Source organism: Streptomyces sp. NPDC002817 (assembly GCF_053592055.1).
This window is the reverse complement of sequence record NZ_JBSFUY010000021.1, coordinates 49053-66471: the sequence shown is the minus strand read 5'-3', so window position 1 is coordinate 66471 and position 17419 is coordinate 49053. Positions and strand designations below refer to the sequence as shown.

Sequence of the window (17419 nt, the reverse complement as noted above, 5' to 3'; positions counted from 1 at the left end):
TCCAGGAGGCATACGTGTCGGACGAAGTACTGGTGGAACGCCGCGGCGCGGTCCAGGTCATCACGATCAACCGCCCCACGAAGAAGAACGCGTTGGACGCCGGGGTGGCCGCCGGAGTCGCGGCCGCGGTCGACGAGCTCGACGAGTCGGACGAGCTGCGGGTGGGCGTGCTCACGGGCGCGGGCGGCACGTTCTCGGCGGGGATGGACCTCAAGGCATGGCTGCGGGGCGAGACACCCGCCATCGAGGGCCGCGGCCTGTGCGGCATCAGCATGACCCCGCCGCGCAAGCCCCTGATCGCCGCGGTCGAGGGCTGGGCCCTGGCAGGCGGCTTCGAACTCCTGCTGGCCTGCGATCTGGTGGTGGCCGCCCGCACGGCACGGCTCGGGGTGCCCGAGGTGACCCGGTCGCTGGTCGCCCGTGCCGGCGCCGCCCTCCATCTTCCGCGCCGCATCCCGTACGCCATCGCCCTGGAACTGCTGCTCACCGGGCAACCGATCGACGCCGAACGAGCTGCCGCCCACGGTCTGATCAACCGCCTCACCGACGAAGGCGGCGCGCTCGCGGGCGCACTGGAACTCGCCGAGACGATCGCGGCCAACGGCCCTCTGGCGGTCGCGGCCACCAAGGAGATCGCCCGCTCCACCGCCGACTGGTCCCTGGACGAGGCGTGGGGCAAGCAGTTCGACATCGCCGAGCCGGTGTTCCGGTCGCACGACGCCCGGGAAGGGGCGGCGGCGTTCACCGAGAAGCGGCCGCCGGTCTGGAAGGGACGCTGACCGTGACGGCGGAAGCCGGAGGTGACGGGGCGTCGACCAGCGCGGGAGGGCCTCTCGCCGGCTGCCGGGTCGTCGAACTCGGCGGCATCGGACCGGGTCCGTTCGCCGGGATGCTCCTGGCCGACCTCGGGGCGGAGGTCGTCCGCGTGGACCGGCCCGGGCGGGCGGACGAACCGGACGCGGGCGGACCGGCGGACGTGCTGAACCGGGGGAAGCGGTCGGTCGTACTCGACCTCAAACAGCGGGAATCGGCAGCCGCGCTCCTCCAACTCGTGCAGCGCGCCGACGTGTTGATCGAGGGGTTCCGTCCCGGAGTCACCGAACGCTTCGGCATCGGACCGCACGACTGTCTCGCCCGCAACCCCCGCCTGGTCTACGGCCGGATGACCGGCTGGGGCCAGGACGGCCCCCTCGCCCCCGCGGCCGGACACGACATCACCTACATCGCGCTGACCGGCGCGCTCGGCGCCATCGGCGACGCGGACCGCCCGCCGCAGATCCCGCTCAACCTCGTCGGCGACTTCGGGGGCGGCGGCTGCTACCTCGTGATCGGCGTCCTGGCCGCGCTGCACGCCGCCGCCCGTACCGGACGCGGCCAGGTCGTCGACGCGGCCATCGTCGACGGCACCGCCCACCTCCTCGCCAGTACCTTCGCCAAACTCGCGCGCGACGAATGGACCGACGAACGCGGTGTCAACCGCTTCGACGGCGGCTGGCCCTTCTACGCCGTGTACGAGACCAGGGACGGCCGGCATGTGGCGGTCGGCGCGCTGGAGCGCAAGTTCTACCGGAGCCTGGTCGACCTGCTCGGCCTGGACGTCGACCCGGACCGGCAGCACGACCGGTCGACCTGGCCGGAGCTACGGCGGTTGCTGACGAAACGCTTCGCGGAGCGCACCCGTGACGAATGGGCGGAGCACTTCGAGGGCACCGACGCCTGCGTGGCACCCGTCCTGAGCCTCACGGAGGCGGCCGCTCACCCCCATCTGGCCGCGCGCGGAAGCCTGTTCACCCGCGACGGAGTGGTCCAACCCGCTGCCGCGCCCCGCTTCTCGGCGACCCCGTCACGACCGGGCCGGGTGGCCCAGGCCCTCGGCGCGGACACCCGATCAGTGTTCCGTGACTGGGGAGTCCGGTTCCCCGAGTGACCCGACCGACCCGACCGACCAAGGAGTTGTCATGCCAGACGCCGTGATCGTCGACGCCGTACGCACCCCCATCGGCAAACGCAACGGAACGCTGGCGTCGGTGCACGCGGCGGACCTGTCGGCCGAGGTGCTCAAGGCGCTCGTCGAACGCACCGGCATCGACCCGGGCACGGTGGACGACGTGGTCTGGGGCTGTGTCACCCAGATCGGCGACCAGTCCAGCAACGTCGGCCGGTTCGCCGTGCTGGCCGCCGGCTGGCCGGAACACGTCCCGGCCGTCACCGTCAACCGGGCCTGCGGCTCCAGTCAGCAGGCGGTCGACCAGGCCGCGCACGCCGTGATGTCGGGACAGTACGACATGGTGGTGGCGGGTGGCGTGGAGACGATGAGCCGAGTGCCGCTCGGCTCGCACCGGACCACGGGACAGCCGTACGGCCCCGCCGCGATCGCCCGCTACGACGGCTTCGAGTTCAGCCAGGGCATCGGTGCCGAACTCATCGCCGAACGCTGGGGGTTCACCCGCACCCGGCTCGACGAGTTCGCCGCCGGGTCGCATGCGAAAGCAGCCGCGGCGATCGACGAGGGCGTCTTCGACGACCACATCGTGCCGATCGAGGTAGACGGCACCAAGTTCACCGTGGACGAGGGGCTGCGGCGCGGAACCTCGGTGGACAAGCTCGCCGGCCTCAAGCCGTCGTTCAAGGAGGACGGCGTGATCCACGCCGGGAACTCCTCACAGATCTCCGACGGCGCGGCCGCCCTGCTCATCACCACCCCGGAGAAGGCCCGCGAACTCGGCCTCACCCCGATCGCCCGTTACCACTCCGGAGCGGTCAGCGGCGCGGACCCCATCACGATGCTGCTCGGCCCGATCCCCGCGACCGAGAAGGTGCTGCGCCGCTCCGGCGTGGCCCTCGAGGACATCGGTGTGTACGAGGTCAACGAGGCTTTCGCCCCGGTGCCGTTGGCGTGGCTGGCCGAGACCGGCGCCGACCGGGAGCGGCTCAATCCGCTGGGCGGTGCGATCGGGGTCGGCCATCCGCTCGGCGGCTCCGGCGCCATCCTGATGACGCGGATGCTCGCCAGGATGCGGCAGGAGAACCTGCGTTACGGCCTCCAGACCATGTGTGAGGGCGGCGGCACAGCGAACGCCACGATCATCGAGCTGCTGCGATGAGCCCTGTCGAACGCCCCCTGCCCCAACCCACCCTCGCCAGCGCCGAGTTCTGGAGCTCCGGCGCCGACGGTGTGCTGCGGATCTCCCACTGCGCGGACTGCGGACGGTACTTCCACCCGCCGCTGCCGGTGTGCCCGTCCTGCCGCGGCCGCTCGGTGGCCCTCGCCCCTGTCTCGGGCAGGGCGGTCGTGGTCGGGTTCAGCGTCAACCACCAGGCCTGGCTGCCGAAGTTCCCGCCGCCGTACGTCGTCGCCGTGGTCGCCCTCGCCGAGGACGACCGGGCGCGGCTGACCACGAACATCGTGGGCTGCGAGCCGGACGAGGTGCGGGTCGGCATGCCGGTCCGGGTGCGGTTCGAGCGACTCGAAGAGGACATCCACATCCCCCTGTTCGAGCCCGGCCCGGACACCACGGCAAGTCTCCTGCCCGAGCCGCGCGAAGTCCGGGCACGACCCATGGCCTCCCCTCGCAAATACGAGGACAAGGTCGCGCTGACCGGCGTGGGCCAGTCCCGCGTCGGCCGTCGCCTCATGGTCGACCCGCTCACCCTCACCGTCGACGCCTGCCTCGCCGCGGTCGCCGACGCCGGACTCGGCCTCGACGACATCGACGGGCTCTCCACCTACCCCGGACCCCGCCCCGACGGCATGAGCGAGGGCGGCGTCACCGCGCTCACCGAGGCCCTCCAACTACGGCCCACCTGGGTCAACGGGGCCTCCGAGGTGCCCGGCCAGATCGGCTCGATCACCGCCGGGATGCTCGCGGTCGCGGCCGGGCTGTGCCGCCATGTGCTGTGCTTCCGTACGGTGTGGGAGTCCTCCCATGCCGCCCTGGGCCGCTCCGGCCGATGGCCGGCGTCCGGCGGCCGGGCCACCGGCATGTTCGAGTTCCGAGCACCCTTCGGCGCGATGTCGGCGGGCCAGTGGATCGGCTGCAACGCCTCGCACTACCTGCACCGCTACGGCGTCGGCCGCGAGGCCCTCGGCGCGATCGCCGTCACCGCCCGGGCGGGCGCGGCACGCAACCCCGAGGCCCTGCACCGCGAGCCGATGACACTCGACGACTACTTCGACGCCCGCATGATCACGACCCCGTTCGGCCTCTACGACTGTGACGTCCCCTGCGACGGAGCGGTGGCCGTCGTCGTCTCCGCGATCGAGACGGCGTACGACCGCCCCCGGCCGCCCGTCCTGGTCGAGGCCGTCGGCACGGCGGTGGGGGAGCGGCTCAGCTGGGACCAGGACACCCTGACCCACACACCGCAGTCCCTCGGCCCCTCCGCACACCTGTGGACCCGGACCGACCTCACTCCCTCCGACGTCGACGTGGCCCTCCTCTACGACGGGTTCACCTTCAACGCCCTGTCCTGGATCGAGGGCCTCGGTTTCTGCGGACCGGGCGAGGCCACCGGTTTCATCGCCGGTGGCAAGACCATCGCCCTGGACGGCGAGCTCCCCCTGAACCCGCACGGCGGCCAGCTCTCGGCGGGCCGTCTGCACGGCTACGGCTTTGTCCGCGAGGCCATGCTGCAACTGCGCGGCGACGCGCACGGGCGCCAGGTGCGGGACGCCCGGGTGGCGGTGGCCACCGCGGGCGGGGGAGTGCCGTCGGGGGCGATGCTGCTGAGGAAGGCGGAGTAGCCGCTGTCCCTCACGCCGGGTCGTCGAAGGTGACGACGACCTTCTCCGCGGCGCCCGGCGTGAGCGCGAGCTCGAAGGCCCGGTCGACCTCGCCGAAGGGGACGCGGTGGCTGATGAGCTTGGCGAACCGGTCCTGGTGCTCGGCGAGTTCGGCGGTGACCTCGAAGATCTCCGTGGGATAGCCCTGGGAGGCGATGAGGGTGAGCTCGCTGCGGAGCATGCCGCCCAGGTCGATGGCGTCGGACTTCTTCTGCACGGCGACCATGACCAGCTTGGCGTGCCACTTCGCGGAGTCGATCACCGCCTGGAACACGGCCGGGGCGCCGGCGGCGTCGATGTAGACGTCGGTGCCGGGCCGGGGCTGCCCCAGAGCGTTGGCGGCCTGCCCGTGCAGCTCGGTGAGGCGGTCCGTCACGTTCTGCGCGCCGGAGTCGATGACGGCATCCGCGCCGACGGCGAGCGCCGTCTCCAGCCGCTCGGGGATCACGTCCGCCACGACCACGTGCCGCACCCCACGCAGCTTCAGCCAGATGGTGGCACCCAGTCCGATGGGTCCGGCACCGAACACCACCACCTTGTCCGTGGGCCCGGCCCCGGAGCGGTTGACGGCGTGCCGGGCCACGGCCATCGGCTCGTTCAACGCGGCCACCTCGAAGGGCAACCCGTCCGGGAACACCGCCACGCTCTCGCCCGGCACGGCGTTCTCGATGAGCAGATACTCGTTCATCCCGCCCAGCGAGCCGCCGCAGCCGATGATCCCGGACGGCGCCGCCTGCGGGTCGAGGACCACCCGGTCGCCGACCTTCAGATCCGTGACCTCGGCTCCGACCTCGACGACCTCACCGGCGGGTTCATGACCGAGGGGCAGCGGGACCACCGTGCCGTCGGGACTGTTGTAGGGCGTGCCGCCCATCTGGACGAAGAACGTGTCGGTACCGCAGATGCCGCAGGCGCGGATCCGGACGAGCGCGTCCTTGGGGCCGGGCACGGGCCGCTCGACCTCCACGACCTCGATCTCGTTCCTCGCGCCGGTCGTGACGGACTTCATGGTGGCCATGGAGCTGACTCCTTCTGGTGTTCGCGGACTACCAGGTGACCGGCAGCTCGTAGATGCCGTACGCCTGCGAGTCCTCCTTGAACTTCAGCTCCGAGACGTCGACCGCGAGCCGCAGGGTCGGTATCCGGCGGAACAGGGTGCTGAAGACGACATGCAGTTCGACGCGGGCCAGCTGCTGTCCGACGCACTGGTGCGGTCCCCAGCCGAACGCGTGGTGATGCGACGCGGGGCGGGTGAGGTCGAGCTTCTCGGGCTCGGGGAAGGCCTGTGGGTCCCAGTTGGCAGCGGGCAGCGAGGCGATGATTCCCTCGCCCGCGCGGATGGTCTCCCCCTCGATCTCGATGTCGTCGAGCACCGCCCGCCGGGCCAGCAGATGCGGGATGGTGAGGTAGCGCAACAGTTCCTCGACGGCCTTCTGCACGTACTTCGGGTCGTCGTCGTGCTCCCGCAGCTCCGCGAGCTGCGCGGGGTTCTCCAGCAGCAGCGCGGTGCCCAGCGTGATCATGTTGGCGCTGGTGTCGTGACCGGCCACCAGCAGGATGTGCCCGAGTGCGGCGGCGTCGGGCATGGAGAGCACGCCCTCCTGGATCTTGGCGCCGAGGTCGGAGAGGACGTCCTCGCCGGGGTCGGCCGTCTTGGCCTCGATGAGACCGGCGATGTAGCGGCGCAGATCGGCCGTCGACTGTGCCGCCTCCTCAGCGGTCTTGAAGCGCGCGTTGGTGACCCCGGCGTGCTCCTGGAAGAACTCGTGGTCCTCGTACGGCACTCCGAGGAGCGCGCAGATCATCAGTGAGGGCAGGGGGAGTGAGAGGGCCTCGTTGAGGTCGACCGGCTTGGGGCCGGCCAGCATCCTGTCGATGAGCTGGTCCGTGATCCGCTGGATCTCCGGGCGGAGCTTCTCCATACGGTGACGGGTGAACGAGTTCGTGAGCATCCGGCGCCAGCGGGTGTGCTCGGCGCCGTCGGTGTTGTTGATCATCGGTTGGATCTCGGCCGCGTGAGCCTTCATGGCCTCGGTGGTGTGCGGGTATCCGGGCGCGCCGATGTCGGCGCTGAGCCGCGGGTCGGTCATCAGCAGGCGTTGCGCGGCGTGGGTCGTGAGGAGCCACGGGGTGGTGCCGTCCCATGTCTTCACGCGCTGGGCCGCTTTTCCGGACTCGTGCAGTTCGAGCAGCCCCGGCGGTGGGGCGAACGGGCACTGGCTCGACCGGGGGGAGGGGAACTCCGGAAGTTCCTCGGCGACGTCGGTTGCGGACACGTTCTCAGCCATGGTTCCTCGCCTTCACGATTGCTCCGACGAAAGATATGTCGACCGATCGGTACAATCAATGCTTCCGTCGATCCTTGTGCCCGGGCCGCGAGAGCCGGACGCGGATCAGCGAGGCTCGCGCGGCAGCCCCAACCCCCGCTCGGCCACCTGGGTCCGCAGGACCTCGTTGGCTCCGCCCGCGATCGTGTACGCCCGCGAGTACAGATGCGCGTCCTGCCACCAGCCGTCGGCCACCGCCTCCGGGTCCGACTCGGTGAGCAGGCCGTCCGTGCCCTGAAGGCGCAGGCCGAAGTCGGCCAGGTCGTGGTTGAGCTCGCTGAAGAAGATCTTGCCGAGGAGAGCGTCCGCCGGCTGTTCCGTGCCGTGCAGCATTCGGGACTGCGCCTGACCGATCATCGCGGCGTTCACCTGCACCCGCGCGGCGAGTTCACCGATCGCCTGCCGGTGGCCCGAGTCATCGAGCGCGGCCGGTGTCTTCTCCGCCAGCCGCACCAGGTCGTCGAGCACCGCGAACAACTCCACACCCCGCGCGGCCACACCGGACCGTTCCCGGCCGAGGCTGCTCATCGCCACCCGCCAGCCGTCGTCCACCCGGCCGATCACGTTCGCGGCCGGGATCCGGACGCCGTCGAGAAAGACCTCGTTGAAGTCGGTCGTCCCGGTGAGCTCGCGCAGCGGCCGCACGCCGACCCCCGAACTGCGCATGTCCAGCGCGAACGCCGTGATGCCCTGGTGCTTCGGGGCGTCGCCGTCGGTGCGCGCGAGCAGGTAGCCCATGTCGGCGTGCTGTCCGTTGGTCGTCCACACCTTCTGTCCGTCGACCACGAACACCGCGTCGTCACCCTCGCCCTCGCGACGCGCCCGCGTCCGCAGTGCCGCCAGATCGCTGCCCGCTTCCGGCTCGCTGAACAGCTGGCACCACACGTCCTCGCAGCTGCGGATGCGCGGCAGGAACCGCGACCGCTGCTCGTCGGTGCCGAAGTCGATGAGAGCCGCCGAGGCCAGCGAGGCCGCGCCGACCGGGGGCCAGGTGCGGGCGCGCGCGATCTCCTCGGCGACGACGGAGGGTTCGAGGGGGTGGGCGTCCGGGCGGCCGCCGTACTCCACCGGCCAGTCGATCCCGAGGAACCCCGCCTCGTAGAGCTTCGCGGTCCACTCGCGGATCGTCGGCATCAGGGACGGCTCGGGTGCCCGCACCCCGGAGTGTGTCTTGATGCCGGGTGAGTGCTCCGCCACGAAGGCGCGGACTTCGCCCCGGAAGGCCTCCAGCTCGGGCGTGGACTCCAGTCGCATCGCTGTCGACTCCTCGTCGTCATGCGGCCGTGGCCGAAATGAGTATACTTTAACCATGGTGTTGGCTCGCCTGCCAGTACCCGGTGCCCGTGCCGAATAGACTGGGGATCCGGAATATCCCCTCAGAGGAGTTGGCCCATGGCGACTGCCGTCGACCGCGAGCCCGCCGACGGCGAGACCGGCATCCCCGTCGGGAAGCTGGCCGCGCAGACCGCGCGGCGCATCGAGGCGACCGTCATCCGCCAGGGCTGGCCCGTCGGCGAGTCGCTGGGCTCCGAAGTGGACCTGCGAGAGCAACTGGGCGTCAGCCGCGCGGTGCTGCGCGAGGCCGTCCGTCTGGTCGAGCACCACCAGGTCGCCAGGATGCGACGCGGCCCGAACGGCGGCCTGATCGTCTGCGCCCCCGACGCCGGACCGGCGACCCGGGCCATGGTCATCTACCTCGAATACGTCGGCACCAGCGTCACGGATCTGCTCCAGGCCCGCCAGCTCCTCGAACCGATCGCCGCGGGCCTCGCCGCCGACCGGATCACCGAGGAGGGCATCGTCACGCTCCGCGCCACCCTCGACTCCGAACTGGCCCACAACGACGACCCGTCGGTCCATTCGCAGGACCCGCTGCACCCCGTGCTCGGCCAGTTGTCCGGCAACCCGGTGCTGCACCTGTTCATCGACGTGCTCACCCGCCTCACCGCCCGGTACGCGCACACCTCCCGGCGTATCTCCAAGGCGGAGATGCACGCGGCCAAGGAGGTCTCGCAGCGCGAGCACCGCGCGGTTGTCGACGCGGTCATCGCGGACGACGGGGCACGTGCGCAGACCGAGCTCACCGCGCACCTCGAATCGGTGGCCGCCTGGATCGAGAAGCACCGGGTGCGCCGGGGCGGGCAGCGGATCTCGGGAAGCGTGGTCGAGCCGGAGCTGGTCGAGGGGCCACGGGCCAAGCTCGCCGAGGTGGTGGCCTCCCGGATCCATGACGACATCGCCGCGCGGGGCTGGCAGATCGGCATGGTCCTCGGTTCGGAGACGGATCTGCTGGCCCGCTACGAGATCAGCAGGGCCGTCCTGCGGGAGGCCGTGCGGCTGTTGGAGTACCACGCGGTCGCCCGGATGCGCCGAGGCCCGGGCGGCGGCCTCGTCGTCACCGAACCCGAGCCGCAGGCCAGCATCGACACCATGGCGCTCTTCCTGGAGTACCAAGGCGTCACGGCGGACGACCTGCGGATCGTCCGCAACGCCATCGAGCTCGGCATCATCGCCAGGGTGACCGCCCGACACGCCGAGGGCGACACCGAGGTCGCCGAGCGCCTCGCGAAGGCCGTCCGCTGGGCCACCGAGGGCCCGGCCGACGATGCCCGAAAGGCCGACCTCTTCCACTCCGAACTGGCGGCCCTGGCCGACAACCCGGTGCTGTCCCTCTTCCTCGCCATCATCACCGAGCTGTTCCGCCGCCACGCGTCCGGCCATGACCGGCCGTTGCCGGGAGACACGGCGGCGGACGAGGTCCAGCACGTCCACCAACGCATCCTCGACGCGATCGTGCAGGGGGACGCCGGAGTCGCCCGGCACCGGATGCGGCGCCATTTGGATGCACTCATTCCGTGGTGGCACTGATCACGCACTGACTGTGCGCCGACGCACACGGTGCTTCATGTGCTGATCGCGCCGTTTTCCTGGACCGCTCATCCTAATTACGTATACTCAATAGGGTCCCGATCGAAGGAGATTCGATGCGCCGGACCCTGTTCGAGCAGGATCACGAGGACTTCCGCCTTCTGGTGCGGGACTTCCTGGCCCGCGAAGTGCTCCCGGTGTACGAGGACTGGCGACATGCCGGTCTCGTGCCCCGCGATCTGTTCACCGCACTGGGCAAGCTGGGCATCATCGGCACGGCCGTCCCCGAGGAGTACGGCGGAGGCGGCCAGGACGACTACCGCTTCAACGTCGTCATCCAGGAGGAGTGCGCCCGCGCGGGCGTGACACTCGGCGGTCTGCGCACCCACCTCGACGTGGTCGTCCCCTACTTCACGGGCCTCGCCAACGCGGAGCAACGGGTCCGCTGGTTCCCGGGGTTGGCCTCCGGCGAGCTCTACACCGCCATCGCGATGAGTGAACCGGGCACCGGGTCCGACCTGGCCGGCGTCACGACGAGGGCGGTACGCGACGGCGACCACTACACGCTCACCGGCGCCAAGACCTTCATCACCGGCGGCCACCACGCCGACCTGGTGATCGTCGTGGCCCGCACCGCCACCGACCCGGACGACCGGCGCGCCGGACTGTCGCTGCTCGTGGTGGAGAAGGGCATGCCCGGCTTCACCGTCGGACGCAAGCTGGAGAAGATCGGCCTCACCGTCCAGGACACCGTGGAACTGTCCTTCGACGAGGTCCGGGTCCCCGTCGCCAACCTCCTCGGCGAGGATGGCGCCGCCTTCACCCACCTCGGCCGCAACCTGGCCCAGGAGCGGCTGGCCATCGCGGTCGGAGCCGTCGCCCAGGCCCGGGCCGCGATCGACCTGACCATCGCCTACGTGCGCGACCGGACGGTGTTCGGCAGGCCGGTGGCCCACTTCCAGAACACGAAGTTCGAACTCGCCTCCATGGCCACCGAGTTGGAAGCCGCACAGGCTCTCCTGGACGCGGCGGTCACGGCGCTCGTCGCCGGTGAGCTGAGCCCGGCCGACGCGGCGAAGACCAAGTTGTTCTGCACCGAGACACAGGGCCGCGTGGTCGACCGCTGCCTCCAACTGCACGGCGGCTACGGCTACATCCTCGAGTCCCCGATCGCCCGGCTGTACGCCGACGCACGAGTGACCCGCATCTACGGCGGCACCAGCGAGGTCCTGAAGACCATCATCAGCAAGTCCCTCGGCCTGTAAGGAGTTCGATGTGAACATCGACGGATCGTCGGCGCTGGTCACCGGAGGCGCCTCCGGCCTGGGACTGGCCACCGCGCGCCGCATCATCGACCGCGGCGGCCGGGTCGTCCTGGCCGACATCTCCGAGGAACAGGGCGCCAAGGCGGTCTCCGACCTCGGGGGGGCCGCGCGTTTCGTCCGCGCCGACGTCACCGACGAGGCCTCGGTCACCGCCGCCCTCGACACCGCGCAGAACCTCGGCCCCCTGCGCTGCGTCGTGCACTGCGCGGGGCGCGGCGGGGACCGCCTGCGGATCATCGACCGCGACCGCATCCCCGGGGACCTCACCACGTTCTCCGAGGTCATACGGGTCAACCTGATCGGCACCTACAACGTCCTGCGCCTGGCCGCCGCCCGTCTCTCCGGCAACGACGTCGTCGACGGCGACCGCGGGGCCGTAGTCCTCACCGCCTCCGTCGCCGCGTTCGACGGCCAGATCGGCCAGACCTCCTACACGGCCTCCAAAGCGGGGGTGCACGGCATGACCCTCGTCGCCGCCCGTGACCTCGCGAGCCGGCAGATCCGGGTGAACACCATCGCCCCCGGCGTCATGGACACCCCCATGCTCGGCCGACTGCGCGAGGACATCCGCGACGGCCTCGCCGCGACCGTGCCCCACCCCAAGCGCCTCGGCGCCCCCGACGACTTCGCCCGTCTCGCCGTCGAGATGCTGGAGAACCCCTACCTCAACGGCCAGACCATCCGCCTCGACGGCGCCATCCGCATGGCCCCGCGATGACACGTGCGACGACGCCCGCGATGACGGAGGCCGAGACCGACGAGCGGTTCCGCACCCGCCTGCGGGCCTTCCTTACCGACCAACACCCGGGCCGCCGCCCCAAGGACCCCGCCGAGCGCCTCGCCTGGCAGAAGAGGTGGCTGGCCGCACTGTACGACGCCGGGTACGCCGGCCCGAGCTGGCCGCACGAGTACGGCGGCATGGACCTGCCCTTCGCCCGCCAGGTCATCTACCAGGAGGAGTACGCCCGAGCCCGCGTCCCCGGTCCCCTGGGCACCGGACTCGGTATCGCCGCCCCCACCCTCATCAAGTACGGCACGACGGAGCAGAAGGACCGCTTCCTGCGCCCCATGCTGCGCGGTGACACGGTCTGGGCACAGGGCTACTCCGAACCGGAGGCGGGCTCGGACCTCCCCGCGCTGCGCACGACGGCACGTCGCGAGGGCGGCGGGCCCGACGATCACGGCGCGGAGTACGTCGTCAACGGGCAGAAGGTCTGGAACAGTTCGGCCGACATCGCCGACGTCCTCTTCACGCTCGTGCGCACCGGCTCCCCCGACTCCCGGCAGGACGGCATCAGTTACCTCCTGATCGACGCACACGCCCCCGGCGTGACCGTGCGCCCGCTGCGGGACCTGACGGGCGACGCCCACTTCTGCGAGATCTTCTTCGACGACGTCCGCGTACCGGTCGCCGACCGGATCGGCCCCGAGAACGGCGGCTGGCCCCTGGTCCGCACGAGCCTCGGCCACGAACGCGCCGCCGGAGCCATGAACCAGGCAGCCCTGTACCGGCGCGTGCTCGACGAGCTGATCGAGCTCGCCCACGAACTCGGGGCCACCGCCCACCCGTTGGTATGCGACAGACTCGCGGACTTCGAGATCCGCGTGTCGGTCATGCGGCTCACCGGGATGCGAACCATCGCCGACATCATGGCGAAGGGCGAGCCGGGACCGGCCTCCTCGACATCACGCCTGTTCATCGCGGTCTTCGAACAGGAACTGCACGAGTTCGCCCTGGAGTTGCTCGGCCCGTACGGAATCCTCGGCCGCCGCGACCCGCACGCCGTGCAGCGCGGCCGCTGGGTGTGGGGATTCCTGCGCACCCGTGCCTCGACGATCGGCGCGGGCACCGCCGAGATCCAGCGCAACACCATCGCCGAACAGGTCCTGGGCCTGCCCAGGGACCCGGCGATGCCGACCACCGGAAGGGCGCGATGAGAGCCGCACGCTGCACGCAGTACGGGCCGCCGGAGGGGCTGGACGTCACCGACCTGGACGATCCCGAACCCGGCCCCGGCGAGGTACTGGTCCGCGTCCACGCCGCCGCGGTCAACGTCCCGGACGTCCTGCTGGTGTCGAACCGCTACCAGGTCACCGTCCCCCTGCCGTTCACCCCCGGCAGCGAGTTCGCCGGGGTCGTGGAGGCGCTGGGACCCGGAGTGACCGGGCCGCCGGTCGGCACACCGGTGGCCGGGGCGGTGCTGACGGGCGCGTTCGCCGAACAGGTCGTAGTGCCCGTCGCGGGCCTGCGCCCGGTGCCCGAAGGGCTGGACATGGTCCATGCCGCGGCGTTCCACGTGACGTACGCGACCGCCTACCACTCCCTGGTCACCGTCGGACAGGGCACGACGGGGGAGTGGGCAGCGGTGCTCGGGGCGGCGGGCGGGGTCGGCTCCGCGGCCGTGGACATCGCGACCCGGCTCGGGATGCGCGTCGTAGCGGCGGCATCGAGCGGGGAACGGCTCGCGGTAGCCCGAAAGCTCGGCGCGGAGGCCGGAGTCGACTACGTCCACGAGGACCTCAAGACAGGGATCCGCGAGGCGACCGGCGGTGAGGGTGCCCACCTCGTCGTCGACCCGGTCGGCGGCGACCACGCGGAGGCCGCCCTGCGCGCACTGCGACGGGGCGGCCGGTTCGTGACGGTGGGCTACGCCGACGGGAAGATCCCCCGCATCCCGCTCAACCTGGTGCTGCTCAAGGACGCGGTCGTGAGGGGCTTCGAGATCCGCATGCTGCGCCAGTACGCCCCGGACGCGGTGGCCGCCGGCGACCGGGCGCTCGCCCAACTGGTCCGTGACGGGATGCGCCCGCTCGTCTCCCGCGTCCACCCCCTCGCCGAGGTGGCCTCCGCCCTGACGGACGTGGCGGAGCGGCGCACCACCGGCAAGGTGGTCATCGACATGACCGGCCGAGCGTGAACCCGGCTCAGAAGGCGGGCAGTTGTGGACGTCGCTTGACGTAACCGCCGGCGTCCACCCGCATCTGCATACCGGTGACGTACTTCGACTCGTCCGACACCAGGAACAGCACCATGTCGGCGATGTTCTCCGGCTCGACGTAGGGGACGCCGAACCCGGTCGTTGCCGGGAAGGAGGGCAGGGCGTCCTCGCGGGTCGGGTTCTCCAGGTCGGGTCGGAACGACCGGTACATGAGGTCGCTGTTGAGCATGTCCGTGTTGACGTTCGTCGGGTGCAGGGCGTTGACCCGGATCTGCCGGGACGCGAGCACCGTGGCCAGATCGTGGACGAACGCGGCCACTTGGCGCTTGGCGAACGAGTAGCCCAGCCCGCCGGGCCCGTTGGCCGGGTTGTCGACGGTCGCCGGTATCAGCCCCGCGATCGATCCCGTGGCGACGATCGAGGCGCCGTCCGGCAGATGGGGCAGGGCCGCGTCGACTGCGTGGACCACCCCGTTGAAGTCGACGGTGACGGCGTCGAGGAAGGCCTGGGCGGTCTGCCCGGGCCCCAGCGGGCAGATCCCGGCCTGTGCCACGACGGCGTCGAGCCGCCCCAACTCGGCCACTCCGTCGGCCACGGCCGCCTTGAGCGCCGCCGGATCCCGTACGTCGGCCTTGCGGGCGACGATGCGCCGTCCGGTCTTCTCGACTTCCCTCGCGGTCTGCTCCAAGTCGGCCTCGGTGGCCAGCGGATAGCCGTTGGTCGCGATGTCCTCGCAGAGGTCCACGGCGATGATGTCGGCGCCCTCCGTGGCGAGCCGGACCGCCTGGGCCCGCCCCTGGCCGCGCGCGGCCCCGGTGATGAAGACGACCTTGTCCTGCACTCGACCCATGGGGTCTCCTTCCGTCGAATAAAAGAGTAGCCTTAATCACGCGATCGGGAGCCTTGATCCCGCTCATCGGGACGCGATCAGTGCACACAATCCGTCCGGTGTTAGAGAGTTCCGAGACCGAGGGAGCGCAGGATGCCGTTGCAGCCATGGATGAAGTTGCTGTCGACCGACGACCATCTGATCGAACCCCCACGACTGTGGTCGGACCGCCTCCCGGCAAGGTTCCGGGACATCGGCCCGCGCATCGTGGAGCAGCCGAGGGGGGAGGGCCAGTCCCCGGCCGAGGTGTGGGTCTACGAGGACCGGGTCTACCCGTACATCGGCCTGAACGCCGTCGCGGGCAAGAGCCCCGAGGAGTTCGGCCTCGAACCGACGCGCTACGACGAGATGATCCCGGGCTGCTACGACCCCAAGGCCCGCATTCGCGACATGGACCTGGACGGGGTGTGGGGGGCGCTGTGCTTCCCGTCGTTCCCGCGCTTCGCCGGCACCGTGTTCCTGGAGGGACAGGACCGCGAACTCGCGCGGCTGTGCGTCCAGGCGTGGAACGACTACGTGCTCGACGAGTGGTGCGCCACCGCGCCCGGCCGCCTGATCCCGCTGATCATTCTGCCACTGTGGGACGTCGAGGCCAGCGTGGTCGAGATCCACCGCACGGCAGCCAAGGGCGCGAAGGCGATCTCGTTCCCGGAGAACCCCTCCCCGCTGGGGCTGCCGTCGTTCCACACCGACCACTGGGACCCGGTGTTCTCGGCGGCAGAGGACACCGACATGCCCCTGTGCCTGCACTTCGGCACCTCGGGCAAGCCGCCGGTCACCGCCCCGGAAGCGCCGTTCGCGGTGACGATCGCCCTGTTCGGCTGCAACTCGATGTTCGCCACCGCCGACCTGCTGTTCTCCCCGGTGCTGCACAAGCATCCCAAGCTGAAGATCGGCCTGTCCGAGGGCGGCATCGGATGGATCCCCTACCTGCTGGAACGGAGCGACGGCACCTGGGAGCGGCACCGCTTCTACCAGAACGTCAACCAGAGCGTGCGGCCCTCGGAGCTGTTCCACAAGCACTTCCACGGCTGCTTCATCGACGACCGGTTCGGTGTGGACGTACGCCACCACATCGGCATCGACAAGATCACCTGGGAGTGCGACTACCCGCACTCCGACTCCTACTGGCCCAAGAGTCGCGCCTACGCGGCGGAGGTGCTGGCCGACGTCCCCGACGAAGAGGTGCACCAGATCGTGGAGTTGAACACCCGCCGCCTCTACAACCTCCCCGCATGAGCCGCCGCCCCGAGTCCGAGCGGTCCGACTGGACCGACCTGGACCTGCTGACCAGGGAGGAGGCGCACGGCCGTCTGCTCGCCGAGATCGCCGACACGGACGTACGACTGGCCGCACTCGGCGAGTCCGACGCGGCCGAGCGTGACCTCCTCCAGTCCCGGCTGCGTGCCCTGCGTGAGGCCGCCGAGGACCTGAACGACCGACCGAAGAAGGACTGAGGCCGCCATGGGGCGTGTGGAAGGCAAGGTCGCGCTCATCACGGGAGCGGCCCGCGGGCAGGGCCGCTCGCATGCGGTGCGGCTGGCCGAGGAGGGGGCGGACATCGTCGTCACCGACGTCTGCCACGACATCAGCGAGGAGCTGCCGTACGCGCTCGCGTCGAAGGAACAGCTGGAGGAGACCGCCGAGTTGGTGAGAGCGACGGGCCGGCGCTGCACAGCCGTACAGGCCGATGTCCGCTCGATCGTCGAGACGCGGGCAGCCGTCGACGCGGCCCGCGACGAGTTCGGCCGGCTCGACGTGGTCGTCGCCAACGCCGGTGTCATGAGCATCGGTGCGGCCTGGGAACTGTCCGAGGAGGCCTGGGACGTCGTCGTCGACGTCAACCTCAAGGGCGCCTGGAACACGGCGAGGGCCGCGATCCCCCGGATGATCGAGGCGGGGGAGGGCGGCTCGATCGTCATCACCAGCTCGGCCGCCGGCATCCGCGGCCATGTGCCGTACGCGCACTACGTGGCCGCCAAGCACGGTGTGGTCGGCCTGATGAAGGCGCTCTCCAACGAACTCGCCCCGCACCGCATCCGGGTGAACACCGTCCACCCCACCGGCGTCAGCGACACGGGCATCACCGTCGGCGTCCCCGTCGAGGAACTCGCCGCACGGGAGCCGCTGTTCGCCCTCGCCGCGATGAACCCCCTCGCTCCCTACATCGAGCCGCGGGACGTGTCGAACGCCGTCCTGTTCCTCGCCTCGGAGGAGGCACGGTATGTCACGGGCCTGCAGTTCACCGTCGACGCGGGATCGACCAACAAGCCGTAGAACGGAGTGGG

16 protein-coding genes are annotated in these 17419 nt (G+C 70.8%); 12 read left to right on the top strand and 4 right to left on the bottom strand.

Annotated elements, in window-relative coordinates; translation table 11 throughout:
• The first annotated feature begins 14 nt into the window (after nt 1–14).
• Genes ACWD3I_RS31890 through ACWD3I_RS31875 form a run of 4 tightly spaced genes read left to right on the top strand, consistent with a single transcriptional unit; the run spans nt 15 to nt 4744 of the window.
• Nucleotides 15–779, top strand: coding sequence for a crotonase/enoyl-CoA hydratase family protein (locus ACWD3I_RS31890; RefSeq protein WP_365410298.1), 765 nt, complete (start codon nt 15–17; stop codon nt 777–779).
• Nucleotides 776–1927 (top strand): CaiB/BaiF CoA transferase family protein, encoded by a 1152-nt coding sequence (locus ACWD3I_RS31885; protein WP_365410355.1) that lies wholly within the window; start codon nt 776–778, stop codon nt 1925–1927. The genes ACWD3I_RS31890 and ACWD3I_RS31885 overlap by 4 nt, the downstream gene beginning before the upstream one ends.
• A gap of 31 nt (nt 1928–1958) precedes the next feature.
• A complete protein-coding gene (locus tag ACWD3I_RS31880) occupies nt 1959–3104 on the top strand; it encodes a thiolase family protein (protein WP_365410301.1) in 1146 nt (381 codons plus the stop codon).
• Nucleotides 3101–4744 (top strand): thiolase C-terminal domain-containing protein, encoded by a 1644-nt coding sequence (locus ACWD3I_RS31875; RefSeq protein WP_365410303.1) that lies wholly within the window; start codon nt 3101–3103, stop codon nt 4742–4744. The genes ACWD3I_RS31880 and ACWD3I_RS31875 overlap by 4 nt, the downstream gene beginning before the upstream one ends.
• Nucleotides 4745–4754: 10 nt before the next feature.
• Here ACWD3I_RS31875 and ACWD3I_RS31870 read toward each other — a convergent pair whose 3' ends face one another.
• The 3 genes from ACWD3I_RS31870 to ACWD3I_RS31860 form a co-directional block, all read right to left on the bottom strand.
• Nucleotides 4755–5801, bottom strand: coding sequence for a zinc-dependent alcohol dehydrogenase (locus ACWD3I_RS31870; RefSeq protein ID WP_365410306.1), 1047 nt, complete (start codon nt 5799–5801; stop codon nt 4755–4757).
• A gap of 28 nt (nt 5802–5829) precedes the next feature.
• Entirely contained in the window at nt 5830–7071 is a 1242-nt protein-coding gene (locus ACWD3I_RS31865) for a cytochrome P450 (protein WP_365410308.1), read from the bottom strand.
• A 105-nt stretch (nt 7072–7176) separates the two neighbouring features.
• Nucleotides 7177–8364: an acyl-CoA dehydrogenase family protein gene (locus ACWD3I_RS31860; protein WP_365410311.1), complete on the bottom strand. Its 1188-nt coding sequence runs from the start codon at nt 8362–8364 to the stop codon at nt 7177–7179.
• A gap of 138 nt (nt 8365–8502) precedes the next feature.
• Here ACWD3I_RS31860 and ACWD3I_RS31855 point away from each other — a divergent pair, with 138 nt between their 5' ends.
• From ACWD3I_RS31855 to ACWD3I_RS31835, 5 genes are all read left to right on the top strand, one after another.
• Entirely contained in the window at nt 8503–9978 is a 1476-nt protein-coding gene (locus ACWD3I_RS31855; RefSeq protein ID WP_365410314.1) for a FadR/GntR family transcriptional regulator, read from the top strand.
• A gap of 116 nt (nt 9979–10094) precedes the next feature.
• Nucleotides 10095–11243: an acyl-CoA dehydrogenase family protein gene (locus ACWD3I_RS31850; RefSeq protein ID WP_365410317.1), complete on the top strand. Its 1149-nt coding sequence runs from the start codon at nt 10095–10097 to the stop codon at nt 11241–11243.
• A 10-nt stretch (nt 11244–11253) separates the two neighbouring features.
• Nucleotides 11254–12021, top strand: coding sequence for an SDR family NAD(P)-dependent oxidoreductase (locus ACWD3I_RS31845; protein WP_365410320.1), 768 nt, complete (start codon nt 11254–11256; stop codon nt 12019–12021).
• Nucleotides 12018–13241 (top strand): acyl-CoA dehydrogenase family protein, encoded by a 1224-nt coding sequence (locus tag ACWD3I_RS31840; RefSeq protein WP_365410323.1) that lies wholly within the window; start codon nt 12018–12020, stop codon nt 13239–13241. Before ACWD3I_RS31845 ends, ACWD3I_RS31840 begins: the two co-directional genes overlap by 4 nt.
• Nucleotides 13238–14221, top strand: a complete 984-nt coding sequence (locus ACWD3I_RS31835) for an NADPH:quinone oxidoreductase family protein (RefSeq protein ID WP_365410326.1) — start codon at nt 13238–13240, stop codon at nt 14219–14221. The genes ACWD3I_RS31840 and ACWD3I_RS31835 overlap by 4 nt, the downstream gene beginning before the upstream one ends.
• 7 nt (nt 14222–14228) lie before the next feature.
• Here ACWD3I_RS31835 and ACWD3I_RS31830 read toward each other — a convergent pair whose 3' ends face one another.
• Nucleotides 14229–15092, bottom strand: coding sequence for a mycofactocin-coupled SDR family oxidoreductase (locus tag ACWD3I_RS31830; protein WP_365410329.1), 864 nt, complete (start codon nt 15090–15092; stop codon nt 14229–14231).
• 132 nt (nt 15093–15224) lie between these two features.
• On the opposite strand from ACWD3I_RS31830, the gene ACWD3I_RS31825 reads away from it, so the two are divergent.
• Genes ACWD3I_RS31825 through ACWD3I_RS31815 form a run of 3 tightly spaced genes read left to right on the top strand, consistent with a single transcriptional unit; the run spans nt 15225 to nt 17408 of the window.
• Nucleotides 15225–16370 (top strand): amidohydrolase family protein, encoded by a 1146-nt coding sequence (locus ACWD3I_RS31825; RefSeq protein WP_365410332.1) that lies wholly within the window; start codon nt 15225–15227, stop codon nt 16368–16370.
• Nucleotides 16367–16588, top strand: coding sequence for a hypothetical protein (locus ACWD3I_RS31820; RefSeq protein WP_365410335.1), 222 nt, complete (start codon nt 16367–16369; stop codon nt 16586–16588). The genes ACWD3I_RS31825 and ACWD3I_RS31820 overlap by 4 nt, the downstream gene beginning before the upstream one ends.
• A gap of 7 nt (nt 16589–16595) precedes the next feature.
• The gene (locus ACWD3I_RS31815) at nt 16596–17408 is read left to right on the top strand and encodes a mycofactocin-coupled SDR family oxidoreductase (RefSeq protein WP_365410338.1); all 813 of its coding nucleotides are present in this window, start codon (nt 16596–16598) and stop codon (nt 17406–17408) included.
• Nucleotides 17409–17419 lie beyond the last annotated feature (11 nt).

What these genes read in the sequence shown, in the direction of transcription:
- ACWD3I_RS31865 (WP_365410308.1), bottom strand. Translation starts at nt 7,071, where the DNA reads ATGGCTGAGAACGTGTCCGCAACCGACGTCGCCGAGGAACTTCCGGAG.
- ACWD3I_RS31825 (WP_365410332.1), top strand. Translation starts at nt 15,225, where the DNA reads ATGCCGTTGCAGCCATGGATGAAGTTGCTGTCGACCGACGACCATCTG.
- ACWD3I_RS31855 (WP_365410314.1), top strand. Translation starts at nt 8,503, where the DNA reads ATGGCGACTGCCGTCGACCGCGAGCCCGCCGACGGCGAGACCGGCATC.
- ACWD3I_RS31835 (WP_365410326.1), top strand. Translation starts at nt 13,238, where the DNA reads ATGAGAGCCGCACGCTGCACGCAGTACGGGCCGCCGGAGGGGCTGGAC.
- ACWD3I_RS31815 (WP_365410338.1), top strand. Translation starts at nt 16,596, where the DNA reads ATGGGGCGTGTGGAAGGCAAGGTCGCGCTCATCACGGGAGCGGCCCGC.
- ACWD3I_RS31840 (WP_365410323.1), top strand. Translation starts at nt 12,018, where the DNA reads ATGACACGTGCGACGACGCCCGCGATGACGGAGGCCGAGACCGACGAG.
- ACWD3I_RS31860 (WP_365410311.1), bottom strand. Translation starts at nt 8,364, where the DNA reads ATGCGACTGGAGTCCACGCCCGAGCTGGAGGCCTTCCGGGGCGAAGTC.
- ACWD3I_RS31880 (WP_365410301.1), top strand. Translation starts at nt 1,959, where the DNA reads ATGCCAGACGCCGTGATCGTCGACGCCGTACGCACCCCCATCGGCAAA.
- ACWD3I_RS31820 (WP_365410335.1), top strand. Translation starts at nt 16,367, where the DNA reads ATGAGCCGCCGCCCCGAGTCCGAGCGGTCCGACTGGACCGACCTGGAC.
- ACWD3I_RS31850 (WP_365410317.1), top strand. Translation starts at nt 10,095, where the DNA reads ATGCGCCGGACCCTGTTCGAGCAGGATCACGAGGACTTCCGCCTTCTG.
- ACWD3I_RS31830 (WP_365410329.1), bottom strand. Translation starts at nt 15,092, where the DNA reads ATGGGTCGAGTGCAGGACAAGGTCGTCTTCATCACCGGGGCCGCGCGC.
- ACWD3I_RS31875 (WP_365410303.1), top strand. Translation starts at nt 3,101, where the DNA reads ATGAGCCCTGTCGAACGCCCCCTGCCCCAACCCACCCTCGCCAGCGCC.
- ACWD3I_RS31870 (WP_365410306.1), bottom strand. Translation starts at nt 5,801, where the DNA reads ATGGCCACCATGAAGTCCGTCACGACCGGCGCGAGGAACGAGATCGAG.